Origin of the sequence: Ferrimonas sediminicola (assembly GCF_005116715.1) — a bacterium.
Taxonomy (GTDB): Bacteria; Pseudomonadota; Gammaproteobacteria; order Enterobacterales; family Shewanellaceae; genus Ferrimonas; species Ferrimonas sediminicola.
Genome location: NZ_SWCI01000002.1, coordinates 327,198 through 341,552, shown reverse-complemented (window position 1 = coordinate 341,552; position 14,355 = coordinate 327,198). Strand labels below are relative to the sequence as shown.

At 61.2% G+C, this 14,355-nt stretch carries 13 protein-coding genes and 1 tRNA gene; 9 read left to right on the top strand and 5 right to left on the bottom strand.

All coding sequences use genetic code 11. The features are described 5' to 3' along the window. Positions 1-2 precede the first annotated feature (2 nt). Both FCL40_RS04975 and FCL40_RS04970 read right to left on the bottom strand, forming a co-directional pair. Entirely contained in the window at positions 3-1,607 is a 1,605-nt protein-coding gene (locus FCL40_RS04975) for an acyl-CoA carboxylase subunit beta (RefSeq protein WP_136851940.1), read from the bottom strand. Continuing rightward, positions 1,594-2,481 (bottom strand): SDR family oxidoreductase, encoded by an 888-nt coding sequence (locus FCL40_RS04970; RefSeq protein ID WP_136851938.1) that lies wholly within the window; start codon positions 2,479-2,481, stop codon positions 1,594-1,596. Before FCL40_RS04970 ends, FCL40_RS04975 begins: the two co-directional genes overlap by 14 nt. Before the next feature lie 162 nt (positions 2,482-2,643). On the opposite strand from FCL40_RS04970, the gene FCL40_RS04965 reads away from it, so the two are divergent. Together FCL40_RS04965 and FCL40_RS04960 are read left to right on the top strand one after the other, a co-directional pair. Next, positions 2,644-3,264 carry a TetR/AcrR family transcriptional regulator gene (locus FCL40_RS04965; protein ID WP_136851936.1) on the top strand — a complete coding sequence of 207 codons (621 nt, stop codon included), beginning with the start codon at positions 2,644-2,646 and terminating at the stop codon, positions 3,262-3,264. A 120-nt stretch (positions 3,265-3,384) separates the two neighbouring features. Beyond that, positions 3,385-5,148, top strand: a complete 1,764-nt coding sequence (locus FCL40_RS04960) for an acyl-CoA dehydrogenase C-terminal domain-containing protein (RefSeq protein WP_136851934.1) — start codon at positions 3,385-3,387, stop codon at positions 5,146-5,148. Positions 5,149-5,197: 49 nt separating this feature from the next. Here FCL40_RS04960 and FCL40_RS04955 read toward each other — a convergent pair whose 3' ends face one another. Next, positions 5,198-6,493: a nucleotidyl cyclase domain-containing protein gene (locus FCL40_RS04955; protein WP_136851932.1), complete on the bottom strand. Its 1,296-nt coding sequence runs from the start codon at positions 6,491-6,493 to the stop codon at positions 5,198-5,200. 505 nt (positions 6,494-6,998) lie between these two features. On the opposite strand from FCL40_RS04955, the gene pssA reads away from it, so the two are divergent. The 5 genes from pssA (at position 6,999) to FCL40_RS04930 (ending at position 10,596) form a co-directional block, all read left to right on the top strand. Continuing rightward, positions 6,999-8,339, top strand: coding sequence for a CDP-diacylglycerol--serine O-phosphatidyltransferase (pssA, locus tag FCL40_RS04950; RefSeq protein ID WP_136852231.1), 1,341 nt, complete (start codon positions 6,999-7,001; stop codon positions 8,337-8,339). 167 nt (positions 8,340-8,506) lie between these two features. After that, entirely contained in the window at positions 8,507-9,697 is a 1,191-nt protein-coding gene (locus FCL40_RS04945; protein ID WP_136851930.1) for an amino acid aminotransferase, read from the top strand. A 327-nt stretch (positions 9,698-10,024) separates the two neighbouring features. Further along, positions 10,025-10,201 carry a hypothetical protein gene (locus FCL40_RS04940; protein WP_169307006.1) on the top strand — a complete coding sequence of 59 codons (177 nt, stop codon included), beginning with the start codon at positions 10,025-10,027 and terminating at the stop codon, positions 10,199-10,201. After that, positions 10,161-10,343: a hypothetical protein gene (locus FCL40_RS04935; protein WP_136851926.1), complete on the top strand. Its 183-nt coding sequence runs from the start codon at positions 10,161-10,163 to the stop codon at positions 10,341-10,343. Before FCL40_RS04940 ends, FCL40_RS04935 begins: the two co-directional genes overlap by 41 nt. Before the next feature lie 179 nt (positions 10,344-10,522). Beyond that, positions 10,523-10,596 (top strand) — tRNA-Cys (locus FCL40_RS04930). A 541-nt stretch (positions 10,597-11,137) separates the two neighbouring features. Here the strand turns inward: FCL40_RS04930 and FCL40_RS04925 are convergent. Further along, complete coding sequence (locus tag FCL40_RS04925) at positions 11,138-11,653, bottom strand: hypothetical protein (protein WP_136851924.1); 516 nt, start codon at positions 11,651-11,653, stop codon at positions 11,138-11,140. Then, positions 11,646-12,404, bottom strand: coding sequence for a winged helix-turn-helix domain-containing protein (locus tag FCL40_RS04920; protein ID WP_136851922.1), 759 nt, complete (start codon positions 12,402-12,404; stop codon positions 11,646-11,648). Before FCL40_RS04920 ends, FCL40_RS04925 begins: the two co-directional genes overlap by 8 nt. 433 nt (positions 12,405-12,837) lie before the next feature. On the opposite strand from FCL40_RS04920, the gene FCL40_RS04915 reads away from it, so the two are divergent. Then, complete coding sequence (locus tag FCL40_RS04915) at positions 12,838-13,665, top strand: cytochrome C (RefSeq protein ID WP_229360270.1); 828 nt, start codon at positions 12,838-12,840, stop codon at positions 13,663-13,665. Positions 13,666-13,687: 22 nt separating this feature from the next. Then, positions 13,688-14,239: a hypothetical protein gene (locus FCL40_RS04910; protein ID WP_136851918.1), complete on the top strand. Its 552-nt coding sequence runs from the start codon at positions 13,688-13,690 to the stop codon at positions 14,237-14,239. The last annotated feature ends 116 nt before the right edge of the window (positions 14,240-14,355 follow it).

The following is a 14,355-nucleotide window of genomic DNA, read 5'->3' as shown; positions in this document are numbered from 1 at the left end:
GGTTAGCGGCTGACGCCAAAGCTGGTGGGGGTGAGGGGGCGCTGCGCCGTGGTCAGGCACAGCCGAAGCAGCAGGCTGAGGTGGCTTCGGGTCTCCCTGGGGTCGATGATGGCGTCATCCCACAGCCGGGCACTGCAGGCGAGGGAGGTGGAGGCCGCCTCCATCATCGCCTCGGTCTGCCGCTGCAGGGCATCCAGTGCCTCTGGGTCCACCTGGCCCGCCCTGGCCATGCGGGCTTGGGTGACGCTGCGCAGTACCTGGCCGGCCTGGACCGGACCCATCACCGCGGTGCGGCTGTTGGGCCAGGCCAGGATGAAGCGGGGATCCAGCCCCCTGCCGCACATGGCGTAGTTCCCGGCGCCGTAGGAGCCGCCCACCATCAGGCTGAGTTTGGGTACCGTGGCGTTGGCCACCGCCTGGATCAGCCGGGAGCCGTGCTTGATGATGCCGCTCTGTTCGGCCCGGGTGCCCACCATGAAGCCGGTGGTGTTGTGGACAAACAGCAGCGGCAGATCCCCCTGCTGGCACAGCTGGATAAACTGGGCGGCCTTGGCGGCGCCTTGGGCGGTGATGGGGCCGTTGTTGCCGATCACCCCCAGGGCCTGGCCGTCGAGGGCCATATGGCCGCACACCGTCTGGCGGTCGTATCCCGTCTTGAAATCGATAAAGCCGGAGTCGTCCGCAAGTCGTGCCAGGATCTCGCGGACGTCGTAGGGGCGCCTGGGATCGCCGGGGACGATCGCCAGCAGCTCCTCCGCCGGGTAGCGCGGTGGCTGCCCGGGTGGGTGGCTGGGGAGGAGAAAGCGCTGGGCCAACAACGGCAGCAGCGCCCGGGCTTGGCGGATGGCGTCGCGGTCATCCTCGGCCAGGTATTCGCCACTGCCCGCCTGGCCCAGGTGCATCTCGGCGCCGCCCAGGCTTTCATCGTCCGCTACCTCCCCGGTGGCGGCCTTGAGCAGGTGGGGACCGGCCAGGTACATGGTGGCCTGGCCCCGGACCATGATGACGCAGTCGGACAACCCGGGCTGGTAGGCGCCGCCGGCGGTGGCGGAACCGTGCACCAGGGTGAGTTGGGGTATGCCGGCGGCGGAGAGCCGAGCCTGGTTGGCGAAGGCGCGCCCGCCCTCGACGAAGGTTTCGGCGGCGTAGTTGAGGTTGGCGCCGCCGCTCTGCGCCAGGGTCACCAGGGGCAGGTGGTTTTCCAGGGCGATCTGTTGCATCCTCAGCTTCTTCTTCAGTCCCATGGGGGAGACGGTACCCCCCTTGACGGCGAAGTTATCCACCACCACCACGCAGGGGATGCCGCGGATCCGACCCAGGCCGGCGATGCAGCCGCCGCCGGCGCCCCTGCCGTCCCGGTCGTCATCCATCCGGTAGCCCGCCAGGCTTCCCAGTTCGAGGAAGGGAGCGTCCCGGTCCAGCAGCAGCGACAACCTGTCCCTGGGCATCAGCATATTTCTGGCCTGGTAGCGGGGCCGGGTTGATTCGGCGGCGTCCTCCACCAGGGCGATGGCCTGCTGGACTCGTTCCAGCGCCTGCTCCATGGCGCTGCGGTTCGCCCGGGCCTCGGCGGAGCCCATCTGCAGTTGGCTTCTAATCGGTGTCATCCACGGGCTCCTTCAGCACCTGGGGCGAGCTGGCCCGGTGGAAGCCGTTGTACACCGCCACGTTGGAGGGTACTTGCCCACCGATGGGCCAGGTGGCGGCCCCCAGGGAGGCGCCGCCATCCACTCTCAGCGAGGCGCCGTTGATAAAGGCCGCCCCAGGGGAGAGCAGGAAGGTGACCGCGGCGGCTATCTCCGCCTCAGTGGCCATCCGCTTCAGCGGCACCTGGGCCGTGAGCTTGGGGATCATCGATCGCATCGGCTCGTCGTAGCTGTCCAGGCCACTGGAGGCCACCCAGCCGGGGGCGACCGCGTTGACCCGCACCCCTCGGTGGCCCCACTCCCAGGCGGAGGTCTTGGTGAAGTTGTCCATGCCGGCCCGGGCCGCGCCGGAGTGACCCATGCCGGGCATGCCGTTGTGGAAGTCGGCGGTGATGTTGACGATGGCGCCGCCATGCTCCTTCATCCATTGACGGTAGCACTCCCGGGCCATCAGGAAGCCGCCGATGAGGTTGGTGGAGACCACCGCGTTGAACCCCTTGAGGCTGATCCCTTCCAGCGGCGAGGGGAACTGGCCACCGGCGTTGTTGACCAGGGCGTCGATGCGCCCGTGCTGTTGCAGTATGGCAGTGATGGTGTCGGCCACCACCGGCTCATCACGGATGTCCAGCGGACAGAGGAAGGCGCGGCCGTCATCCTCGAGGATCTCGGCACACACCCGCTCCAGCTTGTGGGCGTGCCGTCCCAGCAGGATCACCCTGGCGCCCAGGCTGGCTATCTCATGGGCGATGCAACGGCCGATGCCGCTGCCTGCACCGGTCACCAGGATCACCTGGTCCAGGAACAGGCCAGGGCGAAAGACAGTTTGGTAGTGCATGGAGGACTCCTTGTCCGTCGAATGTCCAACGACGTATTGCTGAATTTTTAAGCTAGCCTAGCAAGCGCTTGGTTTGCAACCTTGGAAGGGAGGCGTTACCCTCTGAACACCATCTGAGGGCACCGGCCCCGCCGTATCGCGGGCATCGATCAGGAGAGCACTATGGAACAGGAGCTGGAGCGGGATCTGATCGACCGCGGGGTGCTGGTGGACCCCAGTAGCGCAAGGGGTAAGCTGTTAACCCAGGCGGCAAGGCTATTCAGGGAAAATGGGTATCAAAGTACGACAGTCCGAGACCTGGCCAGTGCCGTGGGCATTCTCTCCGGCAGTATCTTCCATCACTACAAAAACAAGGACGCCATACTCAAGGCGGTGATGGTGGAGGGGATCCACCACACCATGGCGCGGATGCGGCGGGATCTGCAGCGGGCGCAGGGCACCACCGCCAAGTTGCGGGCGCTGATCGCCTGTGAGCTGGACGCCCTCAATGGCGACTGGGGCGATGCCATGGCGGTGGTGATCAACGAGTGGCGCTTCCTCTCCGATGGTGGCCAGCAGGATATCCTCGCCCTGCGGGATGAGTATGAACGGATGTGGTTGGATCTGCTGGTCCAGGCCGAGAAGGAGAGGCTGATCACAGCATCCCCCAAGGTTCTGCGTAAACTGCTCTATGGTGCCATCACCTGGACCGATAAGTGGTTTGATGCCAAAGGCGAACTGAGTTCCGACCAACTCACTGACGCCGTATTGCATCTGGCAATCAAACCCGCCTCAGATCCCTGAGGGACAAAGGAGAAAGCATTTTGCTCCGCCACCCCGATTTACCTTGATCTCCCCGCCATTATCTCTGAAACTAAACGCACGTTTAAAATTTGTGTTTAGATACCCAGTCAGGAAGAGACGATGCAATATAACGCCCCCCTTACCGAGATGCAGTTTCTACTCAAGGATGTGTTCAAGGCGTCTGAGGTGTGGCAGTCCGTGCCCGCCCTCAGTGAAGCCATCGATATGGATACCGCGGCCGCCATCCTGGAGGAGGGAGCGAAGATCACCCAGAACCTGATTGCGCCGCTAAACCGCGACGGTGATGAGGAGGGGGTTCGCTTCGAACAGGGCAGGGTGCTGACCCCCAAGGGTTACAGGGAAGCCTACCAGACCTACGCCGAGTCCGGCTGGGTGGGGCTCTCCGGCGAGCCGGAGTACGGCGGCATGGGGATGCCCAAGATGCTGGGGGTGCTGTTTGACGAGATGGTCTACTCCGCCTCCAACGCCTTCGCCCTGTACGGTTCCCTGACAGCCGGCGCCGCCCTGTGCATCGCCGCCCACGGCGAGGAGAGCCTCAAGCAGACCTACCTGCCCAAGCTCTACTCCGGCGAGTGGAGTGGCGCCATGGACATGACCGAACCTCAGTCCGGGTCCGACCTCAGCCAACTGCGCACCAAGGCGGTGGCCCAGGAGGATGGCAGCTACCGGCTGACCGGTTCCAAGATCTTCATCACTGGCGGCGATCATGACCTGACCGACAACGTGGTGCACCTGGTGCTGGCCAAGCTGCCTGATGCCCCAGGGGGCAGCCGCGGCATCTCCCTGTTCCTGGTACCCAAGTTCAAGGTGAACCCGGATGGCAGTGTTGGCGAGGCCAACGGAGTGAGCTGCGGTGCCGTCGAGCACAAGATGGGGATCAAGGCTTCCGCCACCTGTGTCATCAATTTCGACGACGCCGAAGGCTTCCTGGTGGGCCGGGTCAACCGCGGCCTGGTGGCGATGTTTACCATGATGAACTATGAGCGTCTCTCCATCGGCATCCAGGGGCTGGGATGCGGCGAAGCGGCCTACCAGTTGGCGGTGAACTACGCTCGCGAGCGCAAACAGGGTAAGGGCAGCGGCCGTGGCCTCGGCGGGGAAGCGGATCCCATCGTGGTGCACGGTGATGTGCGCCGCATGCTGCTGGAGATCGCCAGTGTCACCGAAGCGGGCCGGGCCTTGAGCGTCTACACCGGGATGCAGCTGGACCTGGCCAAACTCGGCGCGGGGGAGGTGCAGAAGCAGGCGGCTACCCAGGTGGCGATGCTGACGCCGCTGGCCAAGGCGTTCTTCACCGACAAGGGGCTGGAGTCCACCGTGGCGGCCCAGCAGGTGTTTGGCGGTCATGGCTACATTCGTGAGTGGGGCGTCGAGCAGCTGGTGCGCGATGTGCGCATCGCCCAAATCTACGAGGGCACCAACGGCATTCAGGCGTTGGACCTGCTCGGCCGCAAGGTGCTGGGCGATCGGGGTCAGGCGCTGTCTCAACTCAAGGCCCAGGTGACGCAGGAGCTGGAGGGGCTGGGCGCGCCCTGGCAGGGCTACCGGACCCAGTTGCTGGCGCTGTTCGATGCTCTGCTGGACAAGGCGGCGGAACTGGGCAACAGCAGTACCCGCAATGATGCCATCAACAGCGCCGCCACCGATTACCTGCATGCCACCGGCTACGCTGTCTATGGCTGGATGTGGCTGAAGATGGTCAAGGCCGCGGAAGCTGGCGAGATGGAACCGGAGTTTGTCGCCCGCAAAGGGATGCTGGCCCGTTACTTCTTCGAGCGGCAGCTGCCCCGCGCCGATTACCACCTGCAGGTGATCCACCAGGATCCCGAGGTGATCATGGCGATGCCCAACGATTGGTTCTGAGCCGAGCCGGTGGATGAGAAAACGGCGCCTCAGGGCGCCGTTTTGCTGTCTAGGAAAGGATCTTCAGCGGCGTCGGCTGGGACTGGGGCTGCCAGGGCGTGGCGTGGGCGGGGTCCAGCACCTCGTCGATGTCGCTGTCCCAGCTGGTGATGAGGCGGATCCTGAGGCTGTGGCAGACGGCCACCCCCTCCATCGGCACACCGAGAGAGAGCCGGGTATCCACCTTGGCGGCAATGGCGGTCAGCTGGTTGCGTGGCACCTCGCCATGGTGGTCGAAACAGGCGGTCAGCACCACCAGACGGTTCCCCAGGCGGCTGACGAAATCCTCTTTGCGCAGCACCCCGCGGAGCTGCTCCGCCCCCCAGCTGAGCACGCGCTCCAGCTGATCCTCAATGAGGGGATCGGCCTCCGGGCCGGAGAAGTCGACAAACAGCAGGGCCGACACCTCCCCCTTGCGCTGAAGCCTGGCCAGCTCCTGCTCGAGACGGCCGGTCAGCTGCTGGGGCTGAGGTTCTCCGATCAGGGTGCCCCCGCGATGGGGCGCGACCAGGCTCAACAGGAAGCCATCGGTCATGCTGTGGATGGCGATCTCCAGCGATTGCCTCTGGCCATCGGCCAGGGTGCAGATCTGGTTCAGCTGCACCGGTTGCTGGCGGCTGTGGGCGAGGTTGGCGGGCGTCACCATGGGAAACAGGCGGCTGACCGGCTGGTGGAGCAGTGCCGTCAGCGGGCTGCCCAGCAGCTGGCTCAAACCGGGTGAGGCCCACTCCAGCTGCTGGCGGTCGTTGACGTAGGCCAGGGCCAGGGCCGGGTGCTGGGTGATCTGTTGCAATCGAGCCAGTTCGCGATGCTCCGCCTTCTGGCGGATCTCCACCGCCATGCGTCGGGCAGCGGTGGCCACCAGGGTTTTGGGCAGGTTCTGCTCCTCCACCAGGTTGTTGTGCAGGGCGATAAGATGGTAGTGGCGGTGATCCCGGGTGTCGCTCAGTCGTTGGGCCAGATAGCTGCGAACCGGCAGTTGCTTGAGCAGGCCCCACTGAGGGAAGCGGCGCATGTTATTGCTGAATAACATGAAGTCGGCGTGCTCACCGGCTGGGTAGAGCATCCGGCAGGGAGCGTCCTCCAGGGTGTAGCTGGGGACGGCCTTGGGGCTTCCCGCTTCGCTGAGCAGCAGGATATGCACCTGGCCTTTGGCGACTTCGGCCAGGGCGACCCATGGCCACCCCTGTAAGCGATAGAGGCTCAGTCCGATATGGTGAAGCAGTGATTCGCCTTCCGCGGCTTGAGCCAGCCGCCGCCAGGCTTCGACCTCTTTGATCTTTTCATGAAGGTGCTGACTGTCCATCTGCGCCCTCCGTCCCTGGGCCTCTGGTTTCACAATGGTATTTAACCGGCTGACAGCGCCAGCATAGTATAAAAATTGCCGGCCACATAGCCCTGTCGGCTTGATTCCCGTCCGGGCGCTTGCCAATAATGAAGGGGAGTTCATGACAAAAAGGAGAGTGCCCATGACTCAGGATATGAAGTTCGCCCTCATCAGCTCCGTGGCGATCCTGGCTGCGATTGTGGCGCTGGGACTGGTGGCCATCACCTACGCCTGATCACCCTGGCCAGGTGCCGCCCCGCCTCGCCGGGTCCTGGCTTCGCACAAAAACCCGATTTTCTGTTCAGTAAATCAACATTTAGGCCACTGTTGATTCCTCTGCTCTTGCCCGTCAATCAAGGGTTTGCTTTACTACCTTGCTAAATCGGACCTGCGTCGATCCCTGTACAAGTGCCAGTTGATGGCCCGCAGTATCCAGAGGATCCGCCCAATAGCCATTCTATGGAGTACCGTCATTATCATGAAGATGGCGCCCTCACAGCCACCCGCGTGGCTGCTCGATCTGCCCGGCACGTCACTGAGCCCGGACAGCGTCGAGATCCTGCTGGACACGGCCAGTTTCAAGACCCGGTTGCTGCAGGGGATTCGTGCGGCCAAGCGCCGCATCTACCTGGTTGCGCTCTACCTGCAAAACGATGAGGCGGGTAGGGAGGTTCTGGAAGCGCTGTATGAGGCGAAACAGGCTAACCCGGAACTGGATGTGCACCTGCTGGTGGACTTTCACCGTTCCCGTCGTGGCCTGATCGGCAAGGGTCCCCAGGTGGGGAACGATCAGTTCTATCGTGAGACTGCGGCCCGCTACAACCACCAGATCGAGATTCACGGCGTGCCGGTGAAGAACCGTGAATGGATGGGGGTGTTGCACCTCAAGGGGTTTATCGTCGATGACACCGTCTACTACAGCGGCGCCAGCATCAACAACGTCTATCTGCACCAGCAGGACCGATACCGCTACGATCGCTACCATCTGGTCCATAACGCGCCGCTGGCAAACAGCATGGTCGACTACATCAGGGACAACCTGATCGCCAGCAGCGCGGTGGTGTCGCTGCTGTCGCCGCCGCTGCCCACCCTGAAGCAGATCAAGAGTTCGGTTCGCCAGCTAAGGCAGCGGCTGTCCCGGGCCAGATACCAGGTGGCGGGAGAGGCCGGCGATGGGCCGATGATCTACCCCCTGTCCGGACTGGGACGTGGTGAGAACCTGCTGAACAAGACCATCGAAAGGCTGCTGGGTGAGGCCAAGGAGCGGGTGTTTATCTGCACGCCCTACTTCAATCTGCCCCGGCCGCTGATGAGTGCCCTTTCCAGGTTGATCCGGCGCGGTGTGCGCATCGATCTGGTGGTGGGGGACAAGACCGCCAACGACTTCTACATTCCCCCCGGCCAACCCTTCAGTCCGGTGGGCGCCTTGCCCTATCTGTATGAGCAGAACCTGCGTCGATTCGCCAAGCGTCACCGCCGTGCCATCGATAAGGGGTTGCTGAACCTGCACCTGTGGCTGGATGAGGGCAACAGCTACCATCTGAAGGGGCTCCAAGTGGATGATGAGTACTACCTGCTGACCGGCAACAACCTTAACCCCAGGGCTTGGGCGCTGGATCTGGAAAACGGCTTGCTGATCCACGATGCCCGAGGTGACCTCAAGGAGGCGTTTGCCAGAGAGCGGGCGACCATCATGACCCACACCACCCGTCTCGGCCGGTTCGATCTGCTTGACACCCTGGAGGTCTACCCCGACTCGGTGAAGAAACTGCTGAAGCGCTTGCGGCGGGTGAGAGCGGATCTGCTGCTGAAGCGCCTGCTCTGACGGGATCTGCTCCGACCAGAGCTTGCGTGATTTCAAAAAGTTATGGATAACCCATCAAATTCCTTTGATGGGTTGTTTTTTTGGCGGTTGCAACCGGTCGACGGTGCCAAAACCATGGGGAAGGTGATATAACTTAGGCCATCACTCACCCTCTAAGAAGCTGCACCATGTTTGAGAAGATCGCCCAAGCCCCCGCCGACCCAATTCTTGGCCTGAACGAAGCCTTTAAAACCGATCCCCGACCCAACAAGGTCAACCTGGGGGTGGGTGTCTACAAGGATGCCGACGGCCAGACACCGGTTCTGAAATGCGTAAAGAAAGCGGAGGCCAGGTTGCTGGAGCAGCAGAAGACCAAGAGCTATCTCTCCATCGATGGTCTTCCCGAGTATGCCGCCGCCGTCCAGGCGCTGCTGTTTGGCGCCGGTAACGCCATCATCAGCGGTCAGCGAGCCCGCACCGCCCAAGCCCCGGGTGGCACCGGAGCCCTGAGAGTGGCTGCCGACTTCGCCAAGAACAACCTGGACGCTCCCAAGGTGTGGATCAGCAACCCCAGCTGGGCCAACCATGCCCAGATCTTTGAAGCAGTGGGCTTCGAGGTGGGCCACTACCGCTACTACGACGCCGACGCCAAGGGTCTGGATTTTGCTGGCATGAAGACGGACCTGGAACAGGTGGCCGAGGGCGATCTGGTGATTCTGCACGGTTGCTGCCACAACCCCAGCGGCATCGATCCCACTCCGGCCCAGTGGGCCGAGTTGGCCGAGGTTGCCGCCAGCCGCGGCTGGCTGCCGCTGTTTGACTTCGCCTACCAGGGATTTGCCACCGATGTGGAGCAGGATGCCGCCGGCCTGCGGCTGTTCGCCGAGCGCCTGCCCGAGCTGCTGGTCGCAAGCTCCTTCTCCAAAAATTTCGGCCTCTATAACGAGCGTACCGGTGCCTTCACCCTGGTGGCGGCCGACAGCGACGCGGCCAACCGCGCCTTCTCTCAGGTGAAGAAGGTGATTCGAGCCAACTACTCCAACCCGCCGGCCCATGGCGCCATGGTGGTGGCCACCATACTGGCGGACGAGGAGCTTAAGGGACTGTGGCTGGAGGAGCTTGCCGAGATGCGCCAGCGCATCAAGGAGATGCGCACCGATTTCGTGGCCCGGCTGAAGCAGGCCGGTGTGGCTGGTGACTTCAGCTTCATTGAGCAGCAGAACGGCATGTTCAGCTTCTCGGGCCTCAACCCGGAGCAGGTGGGCGCCCTCAAGGAGGAGTATGCCATCTACATCGTGCGCTCCGGTCGCATCAACGTGGCGGGTATGACCCAGGCCAACATTCAGTACCTGGTGGACGCCATCGCCGCCGTACTCTGACCTCAGCGTCGCTGACCCTCAGGCCTCTCTCCGGGCCGGCTTCCGATCACTGGGATCAGCAGCCGGCCCGTTCGTTTTCTGCCGGTGCGGTCGAACCGTTTCCTTAGGGCGCGGGTCGGCCAAGCCGGTACCCGGACAAACTTCCTCTGCTCCCGGTACCGCGCGGTCAAGTCTTGGCACTCGCTCCGGTGGCGACTCGATAAGTTCAGTAAAAGCCACTTTCGGCATCCCGAGTAGCGCAATAAAATTAGACTCTGGGGAGGAGGAGATCAGCACTACAGCGCCTCCATGGCCCAGTCCCCTGAGGCGATGGTAAGGCTGACTGGCGTGGCCGACAATCTCAGTGAAGACACGATCCGGGATCTGGCCAGCGATGCCGGGAAGGAGCTGCTTGCGGTACTGCTGGCGCTGTTTGTCGATGAGAGGGTTCATCGACAGGCTCAGGACGAACAGACCAGCCTGCTTGGCCACAGTCATCGAGACGGGGGCCAAAGAGGGGGATGAGCGGGTCAAGGAGAGGCTGGCGGATCTGGTTGATTGCCTGATAGCGACCCGCAACCGCTACCAGGGTTACCTAGAGGAGCTGGCGATGGCCGACCGAGGCCAGCCGGTTCCATGGGGGTGGGGGCCTGCGGAGCCCGGCTGAGATCATCGCTTTCCCGGCACGACAACTTTTATCGCGCTGACCGCAAATTGGACATATCCAGTTGAATAATGATGCAAACCTGGCCAGGTTCAAATTTATTGCCCCAATTTCCCTGATTTACCTTGAACCCGGGAGCCTCATCTGATGTAATGCGCAGCGTTCGGCGACAGGTCGGATATGGCGCGTTGGCAGAGTGGCTATGCAGCGGATTGCAAATCCGTGGACCTCGGTTCGACTCCGGGACGCGCCTCCATAACTCGAAACGGCTGCCTCAGGGCGGCCGTTGTTCGTTTTGAGTCGAAATGGCGGATGCGAGCGAATCGCCATCCGTGGACTCCGATCCAGCCAACCCTCTCGACTCCGGGACGCGCCTCCATAACTCGAAACGGCTGCCTCAGGGCGGCCGTTGTTCGTTTTGAGTCGAAATGGCGGATGCGAGCGAATCGCCATCCGTGGACTCCGATCCAGCCAACCCCCTCGACTCCGGGACGCGCCTCCATAACTCGAAACGGCTGCCTCAGGGCGGCCTTTTTGTTTGGGCGCGATTGGACGGGGTAAGGGCATAGCTGCAATCAGACCATCGATGGCCGGGACAGCGGCGACGACACAGTCCGATCCCGGTTCGACCTTGGTCTATACTTGGGAACCGGGCAAAAAAACGTCGGCCAGGAGGCCGACGTGGGTGATTCAGGCAAGGAGGCACACCATGAAAGCTTTGCACTTTTTCCGGTTATACCTGTTCTCGTTTGCGATTATGCTGTTGTTTATCCTGCTTATTCCTTCCCTAAGATAGATCAGTCTACGATTCGGCAGCCACACACCGCATTGGCGGGCTGGAAGAATACCGCCGCGTAGCCCTCTTTATCGTGCCGCTCCAGCAGGCGCAGCGTCAGGTTGTGGGCGCCGACGTTGGCCAGATTGCTCTTGGCAAAGGAGTTGAGGTACTGCATATGGGGAACCGGATCGGCTTCGGGCTGGTAGTACTCGGTTTTGACCTCGTCGATGGCCATCTCGAAGATGTTGTCCTTGGCTGAACCATCGATGATGCGTCCGCTCATCGAGATCAGCGAGTTGGCATCGCCATCCCGGTCGAAGTAACGATAACTGATGCTGGCCTGATCCTCCTTGAGGACAAAGTCGGCGATCAGGTAGTGCTTGGCATCGTCATTACCGGTGCGGTCATAGAGTTCGTTGCGGCAGTTCAGGGTCAGGTCGGCGCTCATGCCGGCACCCAACCGATTGGACACCAGCACCGCCACCAGCAGCAGCAATACAAACAGATTGATCAGTCTAAAGTGGGATTTATTCACAAATAGATACCTGTTTCAGCCAACTGGGATTGATAAATTCGGGCGACGCACGAAAGTCACTGATCTTCATGTTCCGAATATCGCGACTCTGCCCCTCACCGAACATGGTGATGTTGAGCATCTGCTGGTCATGGGACAGTGCCAGCTTGACCTTCTTCCAGGGGGAGTAGACGCAGCGGGCGAAATGATTGGTCAAGTGATCGGAGTATTTCTGCATCGCCCGGATGTTCGCCTGGGAGCTGGTGACGATCTCAATCTGGATAACCTGGCCAAACTCGTTGTGCACCTCCTGCACCGAGGTTGAGATGGGCGGAGACTGGTAGTGATGGCTGAGCGTCTGGTAGAGCAGGGGGGCTGACACCAGCAATACCGCTACCACACTGAGGATCTGCATGGTCCGGACGAACTTCGGGGACAGCTTCCTGCTCTCCACTTTGGGGGGCTGGCCCTCCGGTGTCCCGAGAGGGACGAACTGGTAACCCTCTTTCGGTACCGTATGGATGCAACTGGCGGCGGGCTCACCCAGGGTGTGTCTCAGGGTGAAGATCGCCTTGACCACGGCAGACTCGCTGATCACCGGCGCCTCTTTGGTGCCGCAGCTGAGCTGGTGTTTGCTCAGGGTCACCCCCGGGTTGTCAATCAACTGGTTGAGCACCAAAAGCTCACTGCGGGTCAGCAGCTTGTTTTCGCCGCTGTCCAGATTCTGTAAGCATCCCTGATCGGGGATAAACCTGTACTGTCCTAAATCCATAGTTGGATATCTATATCTTTGTAAACAATTGCTTAAGCCATTGTATGGACGAATCTAAACAGGGACCGTGATCCGACTCCACTTATACCCTGTTTACCCGTGATTGAGTCCCAAACTGTTAAGGGGCTCAACCTGTGCATTCCTAAGTGACTGTGATCCCGCTCACGGCCATTACTGTTATTCCAAAGGAGGTAATCGCCAATTACCGGAAATAAGCAGTGTATTGGTCCGGACCCGGACGCCTGCGCCGAACCATCTGCTGGGGAAGGGCCAGGTAAAGATTTAGGAACCGAAATATTAGCTCATTCTTAAGTGCCTAGATTACCGGGAGGATGCTCACATTATCAAGGGGCATGGGTTTCTACAGTTGATACCGAGGCCACTAAAGAGGGCCACAACCAGTTAAACCTACCAAGAGGTAATGATGATGAGTATGGACCGTAGAAACGCACTGAAAAACATTATTGGTATCACCACCTGTGCCGCTGGCGCCACCCTGGTACCTTCCTTTGCCAATGCGGTAGAGGGCGAGGCATGGAGCCTGACCCCCGCCGATCTGGGCACCCTGGCTTACGCTAAGCTGGACCCTATGGCCGTGGCCAAGATCGCCTACAACCAAGATGTACGTAATAAAGGCTGCATGTATCAGGTGTTCCACGCACTGATCACCGCTCTGGCTGCTTCCGACAGCCCAGACGCTGCCAAGTTCGCCGCCATCCCCACTGCTTTGTCCGTATACGGCTCCGGCGGTATCTTCAGCCAGGGCACCATCTGTGGTAACAACAACGCTGCCGGCATGTTCTTCAAGCTGATCAACATCAAGGGTGAGTCTGCCGCCGGTTACCTGGCCAATGTTTCCGCCTACTACGAGCAGACCGCCCTGCCCATCAACACCGCCGAGTTCCTGGCAGGTGTGAAAGACGATCGCGATGAAGCCCTGACTCCTGAAGTCTTCGCCGAGAAGGTGGGTGAGCCTACCATCGCTAAGAGCCTGCTGTGTCACGCCTCCCTGACCCGCTGGGCAGATCACAACGACATGTCCATCAAGCAGAAGGGTATGCGCTGTCAGCTGCTGTCCGCCTCCATGGCCTACAAGATTGCCGAGATCTTGAACACCGCCTATGACGCCGGCGACATGACCGTATTCCCAGGCAAGACTGGCGCGACCACCAGTTGCTCAACCTGTCACAACACCGCGTCTACCACTGTCCCGTCCGTGATGTCTGGCATGGAGTGCGATACCTGCCACGGTAACGACTAATTGAAGCGATAGGAGAAATATCATGAAACGTACACTCATCGCTTTAGTGCTGGCAAACCTGGCCCTGGTGGGCTGTGGCAGTGACGACAACAACGACACCAAGCCAATCGATAAACCGCCCGTTGAGCCGCCGGTAGAGACCGTGGTCATTGCCGAAGCGGAGACCATGGCGGTTGCTGACCTGGCTTTCAACGCCGAGTCTGGTGTGGTTACCTTCGCCCTGGCGACCGAAGATGGCAAAGCCATTACCGGCCTGCAGGACGCAGCCAACATCACCGCCTTCAACCTGGCCTATGTGGGTATGCCTGAACCTAAACAGCGTTCTCACATGACCGAGGGCGAAGGCCCTGGTGCTATCAAGGTGACTCTGCCAGTTCATCAGCAGCAGCAGTTCCCCTGCTCGGCCGATGACTGCCAGGTGCAGATTGCCGAGAGCGAATCCACCCCAGGCAGTTACACCGTTACTCCGGTTAACTTCAAGTGGGAAAGCGTTCCGGTAACTGTGAAGGCGGCGCTGACTTTCGCAACAGAAAAGGTAACTGTCTCTCCCGTGTGGACTGAAGTTGGCCAATAATAATCATCATTACTGAAAACCTTAGCCGGCCTTCGGGCCGGCTTTTTTGTGCGCGTTTGCCAATGCGGCAACTCCCATTTTCTGACCGACCCCCTTGAATCTGCCCTCGTCAGCGA